Annotated in this window: 14 protein-coding genes; 11 read left to right on the plus strand and 3 right to left on the minus strand. The window is 42.1% G+C overall.

Annotation, left to right across the window (positions count from 1 at the left end):
* Positions 1–64 precede the first annotated feature (64 nt).
* The gene (locus AAEZ02_RS14240; RefSeq protein WP_351123707.1) at positions 65–1447 is read right to left on the minus strand and encodes a sensor domain-containing diguanylate cyclase; all 1383 of its coding nucleotides are present in this window, start codon (positions 1445–1447) and stop codon (positions 65–67) included.
* Between the two features lie 186 nt (positions 1448–1633).
* Here AAEZ02_RS14240 and thpR point away from each other — a divergent pair, with 186 nt between their 5' ends.
* On the plus strand, positions 1634–2182 hold the full coding sequence (gene thpR / locus AAEZ02_RS14245) for an RNA 2',3'-cyclic phosphodiesterase (RefSeq protein WP_351123710.1): 549 nt from the start codon (positions 1634–1636) through the stop codon (positions 2180–2182).
* Between the two features lie 56 nt (positions 2183–2238).
* Here the strand turns inward: thpR and pepB are convergent, their stop codons facing one another.
* Entirely contained in the window at positions 2239–3513 is a 1275-nt protein-coding gene (gene pepB / locus AAEZ02_RS14250) for an aminopeptidase PepB (RefSeq protein ID WP_351076326.1), read from the minus strand.
* A gap of 144 nt (positions 3514–3657) precedes the next feature.
* On the opposite strand from pepB, the gene sfsA reads away from it, so the two are divergent.
* The 8 genes from sfsA to AAEZ02_RS14290 all read left to right on the plus strand — a co-directional run bounded on the left by sfsA (position 3658) and on the right by AAEZ02_RS14290 (position 10687).
* Positions 3658–4362, plus strand: a complete 705-nt coding sequence (gene sfsA / locus AAEZ02_RS14255; protein ID WP_335686814.1) for a DNA/RNA nuclease SfsA — start codon at positions 3658–3660, stop codon at positions 4360–4362.
* Positions 4363–4477: 115 nt separating this feature from the next.
* Positions 4478–4921, plus strand: a complete 444-nt coding sequence (gene dksA, locus AAEZ02_RS14260; RefSeq protein WP_101034195.1) for an RNA polymerase-binding protein DksA — start codon at positions 4478–4480, stop codon at positions 4919–4921.
* A 120-nt stretch (positions 4922–5041) separates the two neighbouring features.
* The gene (gluQRS, locus tag AAEZ02_RS14265; RefSeq protein WP_351076322.1) at positions 5042–5923 is read left to right on the plus strand and encodes a tRNA glutamyl-Q(34) synthetase GluQRS; all 882 of its coding nucleotides are present in this window, start codon (positions 5042–5044) and stop codon (positions 5921–5923) included.
* Positions 5924–6164: 241 nt separating this feature from the next.
* Positions 6165–7466, plus strand: coding sequence for a polynucleotide adenylyltransferase PcnB (gene pcnB / locus AAEZ02_RS14270; protein WP_164839545.1), 1302 nt, complete (start codon positions 6165–6167; stop codon positions 7464–7466).
* Positions 7467–7471: 5 nt separating this feature from the next.
* Positions 7472–7963, plus strand: a complete 492-nt coding sequence (gene folK, locus AAEZ02_RS14275; protein WP_124012438.1) for a 2-amino-4-hydroxy-6-hydroxymethyldihydropteridine diphosphokinase — start codon at positions 7472–7474, stop codon at positions 7961–7963.
* 62 nt (positions 7964–8025) lie between these two features.
* Complete coding sequence (gene panB, locus AAEZ02_RS14280) at positions 8026–8823, plus strand: 3-methyl-2-oxobutanoate hydroxymethyltransferase (protein ID WP_101034191.1); 798 nt, start codon at positions 8026–8028, stop codon at positions 8821–8823.
* A 48-nt stretch (positions 8824–8871) separates the two neighbouring features.
* Positions 8872–9726, plus strand: coding sequence for a pantoate--beta-alanine ligase (panC, locus tag AAEZ02_RS14285; RefSeq protein ID WP_351088559.1), 855 nt, complete (start codon positions 8872–8874; stop codon positions 9724–9726).
* Positions 9727–10168: 442 nt separating this feature from the next.
* Positions 10169–10687: a DUF4124 domain-containing protein gene (locus AAEZ02_RS14290; RefSeq protein ID WP_124012440.1), complete on the plus strand. Its 519-nt coding sequence runs from the start codon at positions 10169–10171 to the stop codon at positions 10685–10687.
* Positions 10688–10734: 47 nt separating this feature from the next.
* On the opposite strand, the gene AAEZ02_RS14295 is transcribed toward AAEZ02_RS14290, so the two are convergent.
* Positions 10735–10932 (minus strand): YheV family putative zinc ribbon protein, encoded by a 198-nt coding sequence (locus AAEZ02_RS14295; protein ID WP_164839440.1) that lies wholly within the window; start codon positions 10930–10932, stop codon positions 10735–10737.
* A gap of 160 nt (positions 10933–11092) precedes the next feature.
* Here AAEZ02_RS14295 and AAEZ02_RS14300 point away from each other — a divergent pair, with 160 nt between their 5' ends.
* On the plus strand, positions 11093–13003 hold the full coding sequence (locus AAEZ02_RS14300; protein ID WP_124012441.1) for an ABC transporter ATP-binding protein: 1911 nt from the start codon (positions 11093–11095) through the stop codon (positions 13001–13003).
* A gap of 72 nt (positions 13004–13075) precedes the next feature.
* Positions 13076–13570, plus strand: coding sequence for a TIGR02444 family protein (locus AAEZ02_RS14305; protein ID WP_124012442.1), 495 nt, complete (start codon positions 13076–13078; stop codon positions 13568–13570).
* Positions 13571–13912 lie beyond the last annotated feature (342 nt).

A 13912-nucleotide genomic window follows, 5' to 3' on the forward strand; every position in this document is an offset into this window, starting at 1 on the left:
AGTGTAATTTGTTTCATAGGGCTATGATGATCCCATTTGGGACAAAATCAAGCATTTTCAATGATCACGGGTATATATCTGGATCAACATAATCGACTTTGGCCATACCAATGCTGGCACTGATATTGTGTTTAACACCTTTCCAAATAAATTCATGATCAAACAATTGCTGACAAATCCGCTTGGCAACTTGTTGTGCTGATAACATATCTGAGTGGAGCATCAATAAGCCAAACTCATCACCGCCTAAACGTGCGACGATATCTCCCTTACGCAATAATTGTTTTAACCGCGTAGCCACTTGTTGCAGTAACAAATCACCCGCTTGATGGCCACTAAGATCATTCACCACCTGAAACTGATCGAGATCGAGAAAGGCAATACAAGCCGGTGGATGATCTTCGTCGTTTAATAACTCTTCGAGCATATTTTCAAACTGTAGCCGATTAGGGAGTCCGGTCAGTACATCATGATTTGAATGGAACGATAATTCATCGGCAAGTCGATAGCGCTCGGTAACATCTTCAATCATTAACAATAACTGTTGCTGTTTATTAAGCGCATGGCAAAAGCTAAACTTATACCAGTGGATTTGAACGCCATTTCGCAGCGGCACTTCACACCAGGCTTGGCGTAAAATACCTTCTCGGACAATATGCAATGTATCTAGGAGCAGAGGATGATCATCTTTAAGTAACAAATCAAATAAACTCTGCCCTATGGTAATGGGCAAATTATGTTTACTCACATCATTTTGCAATACCACATTATTGTGTAAATCAATCAGCGCACAGGCCATCGGCAATAATTGAAACAGTTCTTGATACTGTTTATCTTTATTATCAAGAACTACGGCTAAACGACGTAACTCAAGTGAAGAGGCCAATTCATATGCGGTATCATCGAGTAACTTTTGTACAAAGGCACAAGGATTTTCATGCTGACAAACATCATGATTAGCATCTGATACACACAGAGTCCCTAAAACAACTTTGACATTGCCAACGTGTAAAACGGGGCTTAGAGCAAGGTGCTTACAATCAATATCCAGGGCCGTCAGTGTGTCTAGAAACGGAATTAATATTGGGTTTTCGTCGGCAGTAAAACATTGTTCAGGGGAACAGGTATAGACAATGGGTTGATGATTATAAAATAAGGAGCTGCACAGTGATCGATTATCTTGTAAATGTTGGCTAAACAGGGCCTCAGATACAGGTGAAGCACCAAAATGACTGACACATTGTTGCTCTAACGTATCGATAATATCAGTATCAACCGCAAATAATTTATCGTATTGACTCGTCAGCACAAATGCTGCACTGCATTCTAGCCTTTCACAGACTAATTGTAGTGCCTGATTAAGCAGTGATAACACCGAAGTATTATTGCCTTCAATAGGTCCATTTGTAAAAACACTTTTCAATAGTTGCTGGGTACTATTGGCCATACATCAACTCAGTCAAGGTTAGCAATTCAATTTGCTCGGGAATAAAAAAACATGCGCTATATTATCGTTAACATTAGCCTAAGTGTAGTTTAGTCACTCACAAATAACGATATATGTTTATATCATGCTGTATTGGTAATCTATTCGGGTTAAAGTTACAACTTATTACTAATTAAGGATAACCGAATGCAAACCACCTCTTCGCGAAGATTGTTTGTCGGTTTTAGCTTAAAAAAATCACAAATAGAACAAATATCTACGCTACGGCATAGGCTTAAGACATTGTTGAACAATGATGCGAAGACCATAAACAACACCAATTTACACATGACTCTTGGATTTTTAGGCCCGGTAGATCCTACCCGTTACGCCAGTGTCATCGATGCGATTGGGTTGATGCCCAAATCTATTTTTAATCAACAGTTCGATACCCTAGCTTTATGGCAATCAGCACAGTTAATCTGTTTACAAGGACAAGCAAGCGAACCGCTATTAGCCATGGCACAATCGCTTACATCGATTGCCAAACACCACAACTTATTCATCAGCCAGCACCAATACACGCCACACATTAGCTTATTTCGTCATGTTAGCATGACGGATTTACCCATATTGGGATGCATGACAAACTTACAGTTAACGCCGACACATTTACATTTGTACCAATCCATAAATTGCTCGCAGCAAATTAACTATTCAGTCCTCAAAAGTTGGCCGTTACTGCACGAAAAATAAAAAACCGTCGCCACAATACGTGAACGACGGTTTTTATTACGTTTAAAACAAAATAACTAGTCTTTTAATAATTCAGCTATGGTCAATACACCATGGGTGGTCGCGCCTGCTGCCCATAATGCAGAGGCAGATGATTCAAATGCGGCAGCTAAGTCTACGTGTAACCAATTAGCTTGTGGTGACACAAAGCGCCATAAAAAACCGGCCGCATTTGATGCCCCACCCGCGCCACCACCTTTGACTGGTCGGCTATTGGCGGTATCAGCATAAGCTGATGGACACATATCTTTATGCCATTCATCTAACGGCAATGGCCATACATTTTCTGATACTGCTGCCGCGCGCTGCTGTGCTAATTGTAATGTTGCCGTTTGTGGTGAAAAAATCGCATTATAATTTGAACCCACGGCCATCACTGCTGCACCGGTTAAGGTTGCCGCATCGATAATTAAGCCGGCACCCGTTTCTGATGCTGCTTGTAAACCATCAGCCAAGACTAAGCGCCCTTCTGCATCGGTATTGACGATTTCAACCGTGGTGCCATTCTTATAAGTTAAGATATCACCTAATTTAAAGGCACGACCACTGATTAAGTTTTCCGCACAGCATAGAAATAGCTTAACGCGTTTATTCAAACCCGCCTTCATCGCTAATCCCAATGCCGCAGTGACGGTGGCGGCGCCACCCATGTCACATTTCATCGCTAACATACCTTCTGATGACTTAAGGCTATAACCCCCTGAGTCAAAAGTAATACCTTTGCCTACTAGGGCAACAGATACCGGTGCATCAGCTCCCAATGGATTAAAATCGAGTTCTAATAATGCAGGAGGACGTTCACTACCACGACCCACAGCATGAATACCGACCCATTTTTTCGCTAATAATTCTTGGCCTTCAACAATACTGAAGCTGACATGATCGCCACCAATATGTTTTAACCAAGCAGCAGCTTGTGTCGCTAAACCGACTGGCGATAAATCTTCAGGTGTATCATTAATCAACTTACGGGCAAACAGGGCTGCTTCAGCACGTTGTTTCAACGTTGCTTTATCAGCATCACTCCCACACCAGTTCACTTCGTATCCCGCTTTAGCCGTCGCAAAACCTTGCGCAAATGCCCACTGTGAATGTAAATTCCACAAGTCACCGTCTAATTGCACATAATTAATACCTTGATTACGCACTTTCCTTGCAGCCATTTGCACTTGGCGCAGTTCATCGTTGCCAGATAAATGGATCGCCGCTTGAGCGCCTTGGTAGGTCACATCAGCCTTACCCCAATGAGCAGCAGGGGCTTGGGTGGTGAGAGTAACTGTCATAATGTCCATAATAATCCCTTGTTGTAAGTCTAATAACACCAATACTCGCGCTTAACCACGAGTTAATGGCAGTAGTGTAGACAAAACATAATCGATAAACCACGCTAAAGTTTGTTAGCATTGTTGTAAATCAACTCATTAAATGAGTAATCGATGAAATTTACCCCCGAATTAGAATCAGGTGTATTAATTAAACGTTATAAACGTTTTCTCGCCGATATCATGCTACCAAATGGCCAAGCGATCACGATTCATTGCCCTAATACGGGGTCAATGAAAAATTGTTTATTTCCAGGTGAAAAGGTGTGGTTTTCCACCTCAGACAATCCAAAACGTAAATATGCCCACACCTGGGAAATTATGCAGACAGATCAGCAACAGCTGATTGGTATTAATACCAATCGTGCCAATGCGTTAGCAGAAGAAGCAATCCATCAGCAAGTTATCACTGAACTGCAAGGTTATGACAAATTAAAACGTGAAGTAAAATATGGTAATGAAAATAGCCGTATTGATATTTTGCTCACTAGCCAAAACCGACCTGAGTGCTATATTGAAGTGAAGAGTTGTACTTTGCTAGAAGGCCAAGAGGGTTATTTCCCTGATGCCGTGACCACGCGAGGACAAAAGCATCTGCGGGAGCTGAGCCACATGGTGGCATTAGGACATCGTGCGATATTATTGTTTGTGGTACAACACAGTGGCATAACAAGTGTTAGACCCGCACGACATATTGACCCTCAGTACGCAGACTTACTTCAACAAGCAGTATCAAATGGCGTTGAAGTGCTAGCATATAAGACACAATGTTCATCTCAGGGAAGCCTTATCACCACCCCTTGTAAAGTGATGGTGTAGATAAAAAAACTCAAATACTGAGTAAAAAATTTGCCTAGCCATAGAGTTTCTGCTATAGATAGCGGCGATAAATTTTAGACGCCCTTAAAACGCAAATGATTACAGGAGATGCGTTATGCCTGAAGGCACGAAAAAACTTGGCGTACTCGCTATCGCCGGAGTAGATCCTTACCAGGAATCCGCTGGTGAAGAGTATATGAATATCAAGCAACGTGGTCACTTTACATTGATCCTCGATGCATGGCGTAACCAATTGCGTGAAGAAGTCGACCGTACGTTAACTCACATGCAAGATGAAGCTGCAAACTTTCCTGATCCTGTAGACCGTGCAGCACAAGAAGAAGAATTCAGCTTAGAATTACGAGCTCGTGACAGAGAACGTAAACTGATCAAAAAGATTGAGAAAACTTTACGGTTAATCAAAGAAGACGATTTTGGCTTCTGTTACTCATGTGGTGTCGAAATAGGTATCCGCCGTCTCGAAGCTCGCCCAACAGCCGATCAATGTATCGACTGTAAAACACTTGCAGAAATAAGAGAAAAACAAATGGCGGGTTAACCCGTTACCAATAGGGCGAGATTATCTCGCCCTTTTTGTTTTGTAATTTAGTCACATCAGATGTAAGTGACGGTAATGACAGTGCGATATTAATGAATAAAAAATACTCCACAAAATAACATGAGTATCACTTCCTACGTTGGACGTTTTGCACCATCACCTTCAGGTCCACTGCATTTCGGTTCACTCACGGCTGCATTAGGCAGTTATCTTCGCGCCCACAGTCTGCAAGGCCAATGGCTGGTCCGCATAGAAGATATCGATCCCCCACGAGAAGTCCAAGGTGCAAGCGATAATATCCTCCGCACACTTGATGCCTACGGTTTGCATTGGCATGGCACTGCACTATTTCAACATCAACGTCATCAGGCTTATCAAGATAAAATAGACCAACTCATTGCCAGCGATGATGCTTATTATTGCCAATGCACACGTAAGATGATCCAAGCCCATGGTGGTGTATACGATGGCCATTGTGGCCGACTGCAGCCTAAGTTGACACAAGGTGCGATCCGGATTAGAAATTACGCTAAAATCGATCGTTTTATTGACCAGCTTCAAGGCTATGTGGTGGTCGATAACACCTTCGCCGAAGAAGATTTTATGATTAAACGCAGCGATGGTTTATTTGCATACCAGCTCGCCGTTGTACTCGACGATGCTTATCAAGGTATCACTGAAGTCGTCAGAGGTTGTGATTTACTTGAAGCCAGTTGCAGGCAAATAAGTTTATTTACTCAATTAAATGTTACCCCACCTGATTGGCTTCATTTACCGCTAGTCTGTGCACAAAAAGGTGTTAAATTATCAAAGCAGAATCACGCGCCCGCCATCGATATCATTCGCCCACAAGCCAGTATTAATGCTGCTCTTGCCTTTTTAGGCCAGCAAATGGTTGATGTAGATTCGGTACAAGTCATGCTTAAACAGGCAATAGAACAATTTGACCTAAGTACCATTCCAGCACAAAAAGAAATTGTCTTAACGACAACAAACAACTAAGTATCGTCATCGTTCGGCGTACATGATTGCATTAAGCCCATTTTAGCGCCGCGACATGTATACTCATTTGGTCACATTTAATGTATTATACCCGCCAGATTTTTAATCAAATTATTATAGCATTTCGAGGTGTATTATTTTTCGCCGTATTAGCCAATTCTGTAAACAGCTATTTGAAGACAACAAAGTAGCTCCAGTACTTGAAGACCCCATTCAAGAAGATGGCTTACGTCTGGATATCATCTCCAGAGATGGCCATTCGATTTCACGTCGCCAAATTAGTGAGAACGCACTCAAAGTGCTCTATCGTCTTAATAGATCAGGCTATAAAGCTTATTTAGTCGGTGGGGGTGTGCGTGATATTTTATTAGGCCTTCAACCGAAAGATTACGACGTTGTGACTAACGCCACGCCAGACGACATTAAAAAACTATTCCGTAACTGCCGTTTAGTTGGTCGTCGCTTTAGACTGGCACATATCGTTTTTGGGCGTGACGTCATTGAAGTGGCCACTTTTCGCGGCCACCACAGTGAAACAAACGACAACGTATCGAAATCAAATGCCGAAGGGCGTTTACTGCGTGACAATGTCTACGGCGAAATTGATGAAGATGCTGAACGTCGTGACTTCACTATTAACGCGCTGTACTACGACATCAGCGACTATTCTATTCGCAGCTATGGCGGTGGAATAGACGATCTCAAGGCTCGGACGATTAAGCTTATTGGCGACCCCGACACCCGTTATCGCGAAGACCCTGTCCGCATGCTGCGCGCCGTTCGTTTTGCCACTAAACTTGATATGCAAATCGACGCCGTTACCGCGGCCCCAATTAAAGCACTCGCACCATTATTAAAAGATATCCCTGCAGCACGCATGTATGAAGAAGTGTTAAAACTGTTTTTTGCCGGCAAAGCTGAAGCCAATTATAACATGATGCAACGCTTTGGTTTATTCGCACCCTTGTTTGCACAGGTCAGCGCACTCATTGAAGAGTCGCCTAAAGGACATGCCGCCAAAATGCTGCAAGCCGTTATGCGTAATACCGATATCCGTGTTAATGAGGATAAAACGGTTACCCCAGCATTTTTCTTTGCTGCCATATTGTGGTATCCGGTAAAATACCGAGCCGATGATATTGCCATTGAAAGCGGGTTAACCCACTACGATGCACATGTTGCCGCTATGGGTGATGTGCTTGAACAACAATGCCTAACGATTAGCTTACCACGACGCTTTAGTACCCCTGCCCGCGACATTTGGCAGCTGCAACTGCGCTTAGAACGGAGTCAAGGCACGCGGGCATTTAAACTGCTAGAACATCCTAAATTTAGAGCCGCTTACGATTTGCTACTACTGCGTGGTGAAGCTGAAGCGGGCAATACCGCCAAGATAGCTCAGTGGTGGACAACGTTTGTAGAAGCAGATGAAACTGACCGTAGCGACATAGCTAAAAGTGTCAAAAGCAGTAATAGTCGCAACAGAAATGCACCACAGCGTAAGCGTCGTCGTAAACCAGCAGCCAAGCCTGCGGAAGAATAACCACCATGGCGGTTCAAGTTTATGTCGCCTTAGGCGCTAATTTAGCCGAGCCAATACAACAACTCAATGTTGCAGTAACGGCGCTAAAAGCATTGGCGGTAAACGACACGTTTGTGGTCTCAGCTTATTATCGTTCCAAGCCTATGGGTGATGTTGTTCAGCCAGATTATGTCAATGCTGTCGCTGGGTTTCATACCACCCTATTGCCGATTGAATTACTTGATGCCTTGCAAGATATCGAGCAACACCAAGGGCGTGTTCGGCTTAAGCGCTGGGGACCTCGCACCCTAGATTTAGATTTGTTACTGTATGGTAATCAACACATAAGCAAACCTCGACTCTGTGTGCCTCATTACGGCATGAAGCAACGCAGTTTTGTGTTAGTACCATTGGCAGACATCGCGCCATCGCTAACATTGCCTTGCAATACAAGCCTTGAAAGTCTTATTAGTGTGAAAATGCGTGATGAATTGCAAAAACTTATCGATTTAAGTTGATCTTAACGGCCAGAACATTAAGCTCGGCTTTTAGTATTTCAATATTGTTTTAAGAGTCTATTATGTCAAAAGTCACCAGTTCGACCCTAATCAAGTTCAAACAAGAAGGTAAAAAGTTCACCGCATTAACGGCCTATGACGCCAGTTTTGCCGGCGCCTTTGACAGCGAAGGTGTGGATGTACTTTTAGTAGGTGATTCACTTGGTATGGTGCTTCAAGGCCATAATGATACCTTACCGGTAACGATTGCCGATATTGCTTACCATACAGCTTGTGTCAAACGAGGCGTTTCGCGTGCATTGCTCATCGCGGACATGCCGTTTATGAGTTATAGCACCCCAGAACAAACCATGACTAATGCTACAACGCTAATGCAGGCGGGTGCCAGTATGGTTAAATTAGAAGGCGGACATTGGCTACTTGAAAGCGTAAAAATGTTAACCGAACGTGGCATTCCAGTATGTGCTCACCTAGGATTAACCCCGCAGTCGGTGCACGTGTTTGGCGGATTTAAAGTGCAAGGTCGCGATGTTGATAGTGCTCAACGTATTCTAGATGAAGCCAAAGCAATACAAGCTGCAGGCGCGCAATTATTAGTGGTTGAATGTATTCCGGCTTCGCTGGCTAAAGCCATTACTGAAGCGCTAACCATTCCCGTTATCGGTATTGGCGCAGGTGCAGACACTGATGGCCAAATTCTTGTTATGCATGATGTGTTAGGCATTTCCAGTGGCTATATTCCTCGTTTTTCAAAAAACTACCTTAAACAAACAGGTGAAATTCGTACCGCTATTAAAGCGTATATTGATGAAGTAGCAAACGGCACTTTTCCAGCTGAAGAGCACACATTTAATTCATAATGCGCATTAAATAACGGCATTGTTTTTCCATTAAGGTTTGAACAGAAAATGATTACCACCTCCGCTATTTCAACCATTCGTGAACACGTTAATGCTTGGCGCCGCAAGGGCGAAACGGTTGCTTTTGTGCCAACAATGGGCAATTTGCATCGAGGTCACATCGCCTTAGTAGATGAAGCCAAAAAGCGTGCAGACCATGTGGTGGTATCTATTTTTGTTAATCCTATGCAGTTTAGTGCCAACGAAGATTTAGACAATTATCCTCGCACACTCGCACAAGACAGCGAGCAGCTTATGGTTGCCGGAACAGAAATACTCTTCACTCCAACACCTGAGATCATGTATCCCAAAGGGTTAGCACAACAAACATTTGTTGAAGTACCCGACATTGGCGATCAATTATGTGGTGCAAGCCGCCCAGGGCATTTTCGTGGTGTGGCAACCATAGTCACCAAACTGTTCAATATTGTGCAACCTGACATTGCCTTGTTCGGCCGTAAAGATTTTCAACAATTGATGATCATCAAAACCATGGTTGAAGATTTATCGATGCCAATTGACGTAATTGGTGTCGAGACTATCCGAGAAAAATCGGGTCTAGCCATGAGTTCTCGTAACGGCTATTTAACCGCCGATGAAAAATACTTGGCAGCAAGATTAAAACAAGTATTAGATAATATTATTCACGCTATTCAACACGGTGAAGCAGCACAACAAGCTATCACGAAAGCTGAACGAGACTTGATTAGTGCTGGTTTTACGCCCGATTATCTCCAAGTGAGAAATGCAAACACCTTACACCAAGCGACGGCAGCAGACACTAAGCTAATTGTTATTGCGGCCGCGTATCTCGGTAAAACGCGCTTAATCGACAACGTGCTATTTTCTCGTCATTCGAATTAGCCACCACCTATGAAATTATCCAGTTTCAGCTTAAGCCCATTAAATAACAAAACAAATATTATTTTTTATTGAAATTTCTGTTGTCAAAAAACTGGTTTTATCGATAAAATTACATCATATTGAATGATATTGAATCAATATCATTATTTTTTCGACGCTATTGTTGCTATATTGTTATTTAAGCATGATGGCTGTGTATCAACTTTCCGCTAACGAGCAAGGGTTATGTCTTAGTTACGTAGCTAAAAAACATGCTAATCTGCTTAAGTCAATAAGTTCACCAAACCACGAGCTAATTAAGTTAGTTAGTTAGTAAGTTAGTTAGTTAGTCGGAAGCTAAACACTGTGGTCCGCTGTTAGGCTGAATACATAACCGAAACAGTCTACCGTAAACCACTAATATCAAAATCGTAATAGTGATGACAAAAGGATGTGTGGCCGCATGGCAAAAAAACTGTTATTCATCGTACTCGCCATGAGCGCTTTTACTGCTCAGGCCAATACTATCTACAAGTGCATGAAGGATGAAAAAGTCATTTTCAGCCAAACAGTTTGCCCGCAAGAATATAGCCAGCATAAAATTGAATATCAATTAGGTATTACCACCGAAATCGACTCTGACAAGCGCGAGTTGAAAGACGATCCATTAAAAGCCTTGCTTAATAAACAAACTATTTCTAAAGAAAAATTACTCCAATTACTCGATGGCGAAATTTATCGACTTAAACAAGAAAATAGCTATTTTGAAATATTACGTGCGAGCGAAATCCAAAAACTGGATCGTAAACGTTATTGGCAGACCACACCTAAAGACGATCCAAGTTACGGCCTAGAATTACAAAACATCTCTGAACGTTTCAATGATCTCACTAAAAACAACATCAATGTTATCCGTGTATTAAATCAACATAAGATGAAGGTCTCTGCTGAAACACCCCCTGATGAATATATGAGTAATTAACCTCAACTCAATGCCAATGTTGAGGTTATCCCCCTAAGCAGACTGTTCTAGTCTGGTTTAAACACCCCGATCATACTGCCGCTAGCCTTTTGAGGTGCTTTTACATCAGTTTGTTGCTCACGGTAATCACACTCTGTGCACTCAATGGTTTCAATGCCATTTTCTTTAAACAATAGAATACTGTCTTTCGCGCTGCATTTAGGACATTTAGCCCCTGCAACAAAACGCTTTTTAATTTTAGTCATGATTTACTCGACTTAGTGTTTACACAATGAGGTTTATACCCGCTTTATACGCCTATTTTGCCATGATTAGCCCACATGAGTCCCGTGATTGTGGGAAATAAATCCTATATGCGATATTATCTGCACCATTATTCTATTCTTAAGAATCAAGTTGTAATTAATGATCAAGATAAGCCAAGCACAGTTAATTCGCGGCAGTAAAATCTTACTCGATGAAACCTCACTGACGATTAACCCCGGACACAAGGTTGGCCTTGTCGGCGCCAATGGTACAGGTAAATCAACATTGCTTGCCTTAATTTTGGGTCATTTACAGCTGGATAAAGGTGAGTTCAGTTTCCCCGCAGGCTGGCAGGTTGCCTCTGTTGCTCAGGAAACACCCGCATTAAATGTGTCGGCACTAGAGTATGTACTGGACGGCGACACCGAATACCGTCAACTAGAAGCCCAATTAGAACAAGCTGAACATGATAATAACGGCAATGCAATAGCGCTTATCCATGGCAAAATTGATGCTATTGGCGGTTATGCTATTAAAGCTCGAGCGGGCTCACTATTAGCCGGTTTAGGCTTTAAAGATACAGATCAGAGTCACCCGGTCAAAAGTTTCTCTGGTGGTTGGCGTATGCGCCTCAACTTAGCCCAAGCACTGTTATGCCGTTCTGACTTATTGTTACTCGATGAGCCAACCAACCACTTAGACTTAGATACCATGTATTGGTTAGAAGGTTGGATAAAAACGTATCAAGGAACGTTAATTTTGATCAGTCACGATCGTGACTTCATCGATGGCATTATCGGTGAAATTGTTCATATCGAAAATCAAAAATTAAATTATTACAAAGGCAATTACTCATCTTTTGAACGCGTGCGCGCAGAACGCATGGCACAACAACAAGTGGCCTTCGAGCGTCAACAAAAAGAACGCTCACATATGCAGTCATTTGTTGATCGTTTTCGCTATAAAGCCAGTAAAGCTAAACAAGCACAAAGTCGCTTAAAAGCACTCGAACGTATGGCAGAGTTATTGCCATCCCAAGTAGACAATCCATTTCAAATGGCCTTTAGAACACCAGAAGCATTGCCAAATCCATTAGTGGTGATGGAAAATGTCTCTATTGGTTATGAAGATAAAACCATCCTTAAACAGGTTGAGTTAAACCTTGTTCCAGGCGCTCGTATCGGTTTATTGGGGAGAAACGGTGCAGGTAAATCGACGCTAATTAAACTGTTATCTGGCCAATTAAAAGCTAAAACCGGTAAATATCAACCTAATCCAGGATTGAATATTGGTTATTTTGCTCAGCATCAAGTTGAATTTTTAAGCCTTGATGATACCCCAATGCAACACTTGATCAGGCTGGCGCCATCCAATGCGCGCGAACAAGAATTACGGAGCTTTTTAGGCGGATTTGGCTTTAATGGTGATATGGCTTTATCGCCAGTACGGCCGTTTTCTGGCGGCGAAAAAGCGCGTCTGGTATTAGCATTAGTCGTTTGGCAACGCCCTAATCTATTATTACTCGATGAACCCACCAACCATTTAGATTTAGAGATGCGCCATGCGCTAACCATGGCATTACAAACCTTTGAAGGTGCAATGGTAATTGTGTCACATGACCGTCACCTATTACGATTAAGTTGTAGTGACTATTACTTAGTGGATCAAGGTGTTGTAACACCTTTTGACGGTGACTTGGATGATTACCATCAATGGTTACTCGATGCGGCTAAATTGGCCCAAGCCAGCAACAAAACGGATGCTGCCATTAGCAGTGATTCGGTGGATAAAAAGCAGCAAAAAAGGATGGACGCTGAATTACGTCAACGAGTATCGCCATTGAAAAAGCAACAAATAAAATTAGAAACCCAACAGCAAAAAATCAACAAAAGATTAGCCGAACTAGAAATTGAATTAGCCGATGGCGACTTATACGAAGCTGAGAACAAAGCTAAAATGACCAAGGTTCTCAACGAGCGTACGACGCTGACTCAAACCATGGATGAAAGTGAAATGGATTGGTTAGAGATTCAAGAACAGATTGAGCTTATCGAACAAGATTTTCAATAAGCGATTGGTTTTCATTATTTTATTGGCATTTGTGCTGTTAATTAACCGCACAAATGCAGCAAGGGATTCTGTATGTCGCAACCTTTTCATCGCCAAACATTTAGTCATACAATTTGGCGTCATTGCGAGCAAAGCTATTCAATTAACCCTCAGTTTTACATACACCTACAAGACAGTTACCACGTAAACGTTAATATTCTATTATTAGCGCAATACCTTGATCAACAGCATTATGTTTTGACGCAGCAACAATGGGAAATATTAACCCTTGTGGTTGATCAATGGGAAACCAATGTCTTACAACCTTATCGACGCTTACGTCGGATCGCTAAGGCGCATTTAGACAACGACGAATATCAAAAAATGCTCGATGTTGAGTTGGTGATGGAACGTAAATCTCAATACATGTTATTGCACAAATTGAATTTACTGCAGGGACAACCACTAAGCACTGATACTACAGACAATACTGAACCAGGAAATATACAACACTATCTAAGTTTATTTGGCTTAGATGAAAGCATTATGGCTGGGTTAACCACGCAAACAGGTCTTATTAACTCGTAATACATCGTCATCTCATTTGAGCCAGTTGTACGCAAACCAATGGGTTAACAATAAGATTCACCCATAACAGCATTGTTTAGACAATAAAGATTGTCTAAACAATGCTAAATAGGCTGGCTGTTGTGACAGTAAGAAGAGTCTTAGTCACACTCAATATCTGGTATGTTCAACACATTGGATAAGGACGCGGCTTCGCGCGGCCTATCTTTATTGACTTCGCGACCACTTACGACCACTTAGAATGTTAGCTTTCATTGCATAAAATTAAGATTTAGACATTATTTATTTTTCGAGTCGGTCATTGATTTTAATTCACCTTCAATAAGTATTTAACTTTTCTTT

The sequence above is a fragment of the Shewanella sp. T24-MNA-CIBAN-0130 genome (genome assembly GCF_040310185.1).
In the GTDB taxonomy this organism is placed as follows: Bacteria; Pseudomonadota; Gammaproteobacteria; order Enterobacterales; family Shewanellaceae; genus Shewanella; species Shewanella psychromarinicola.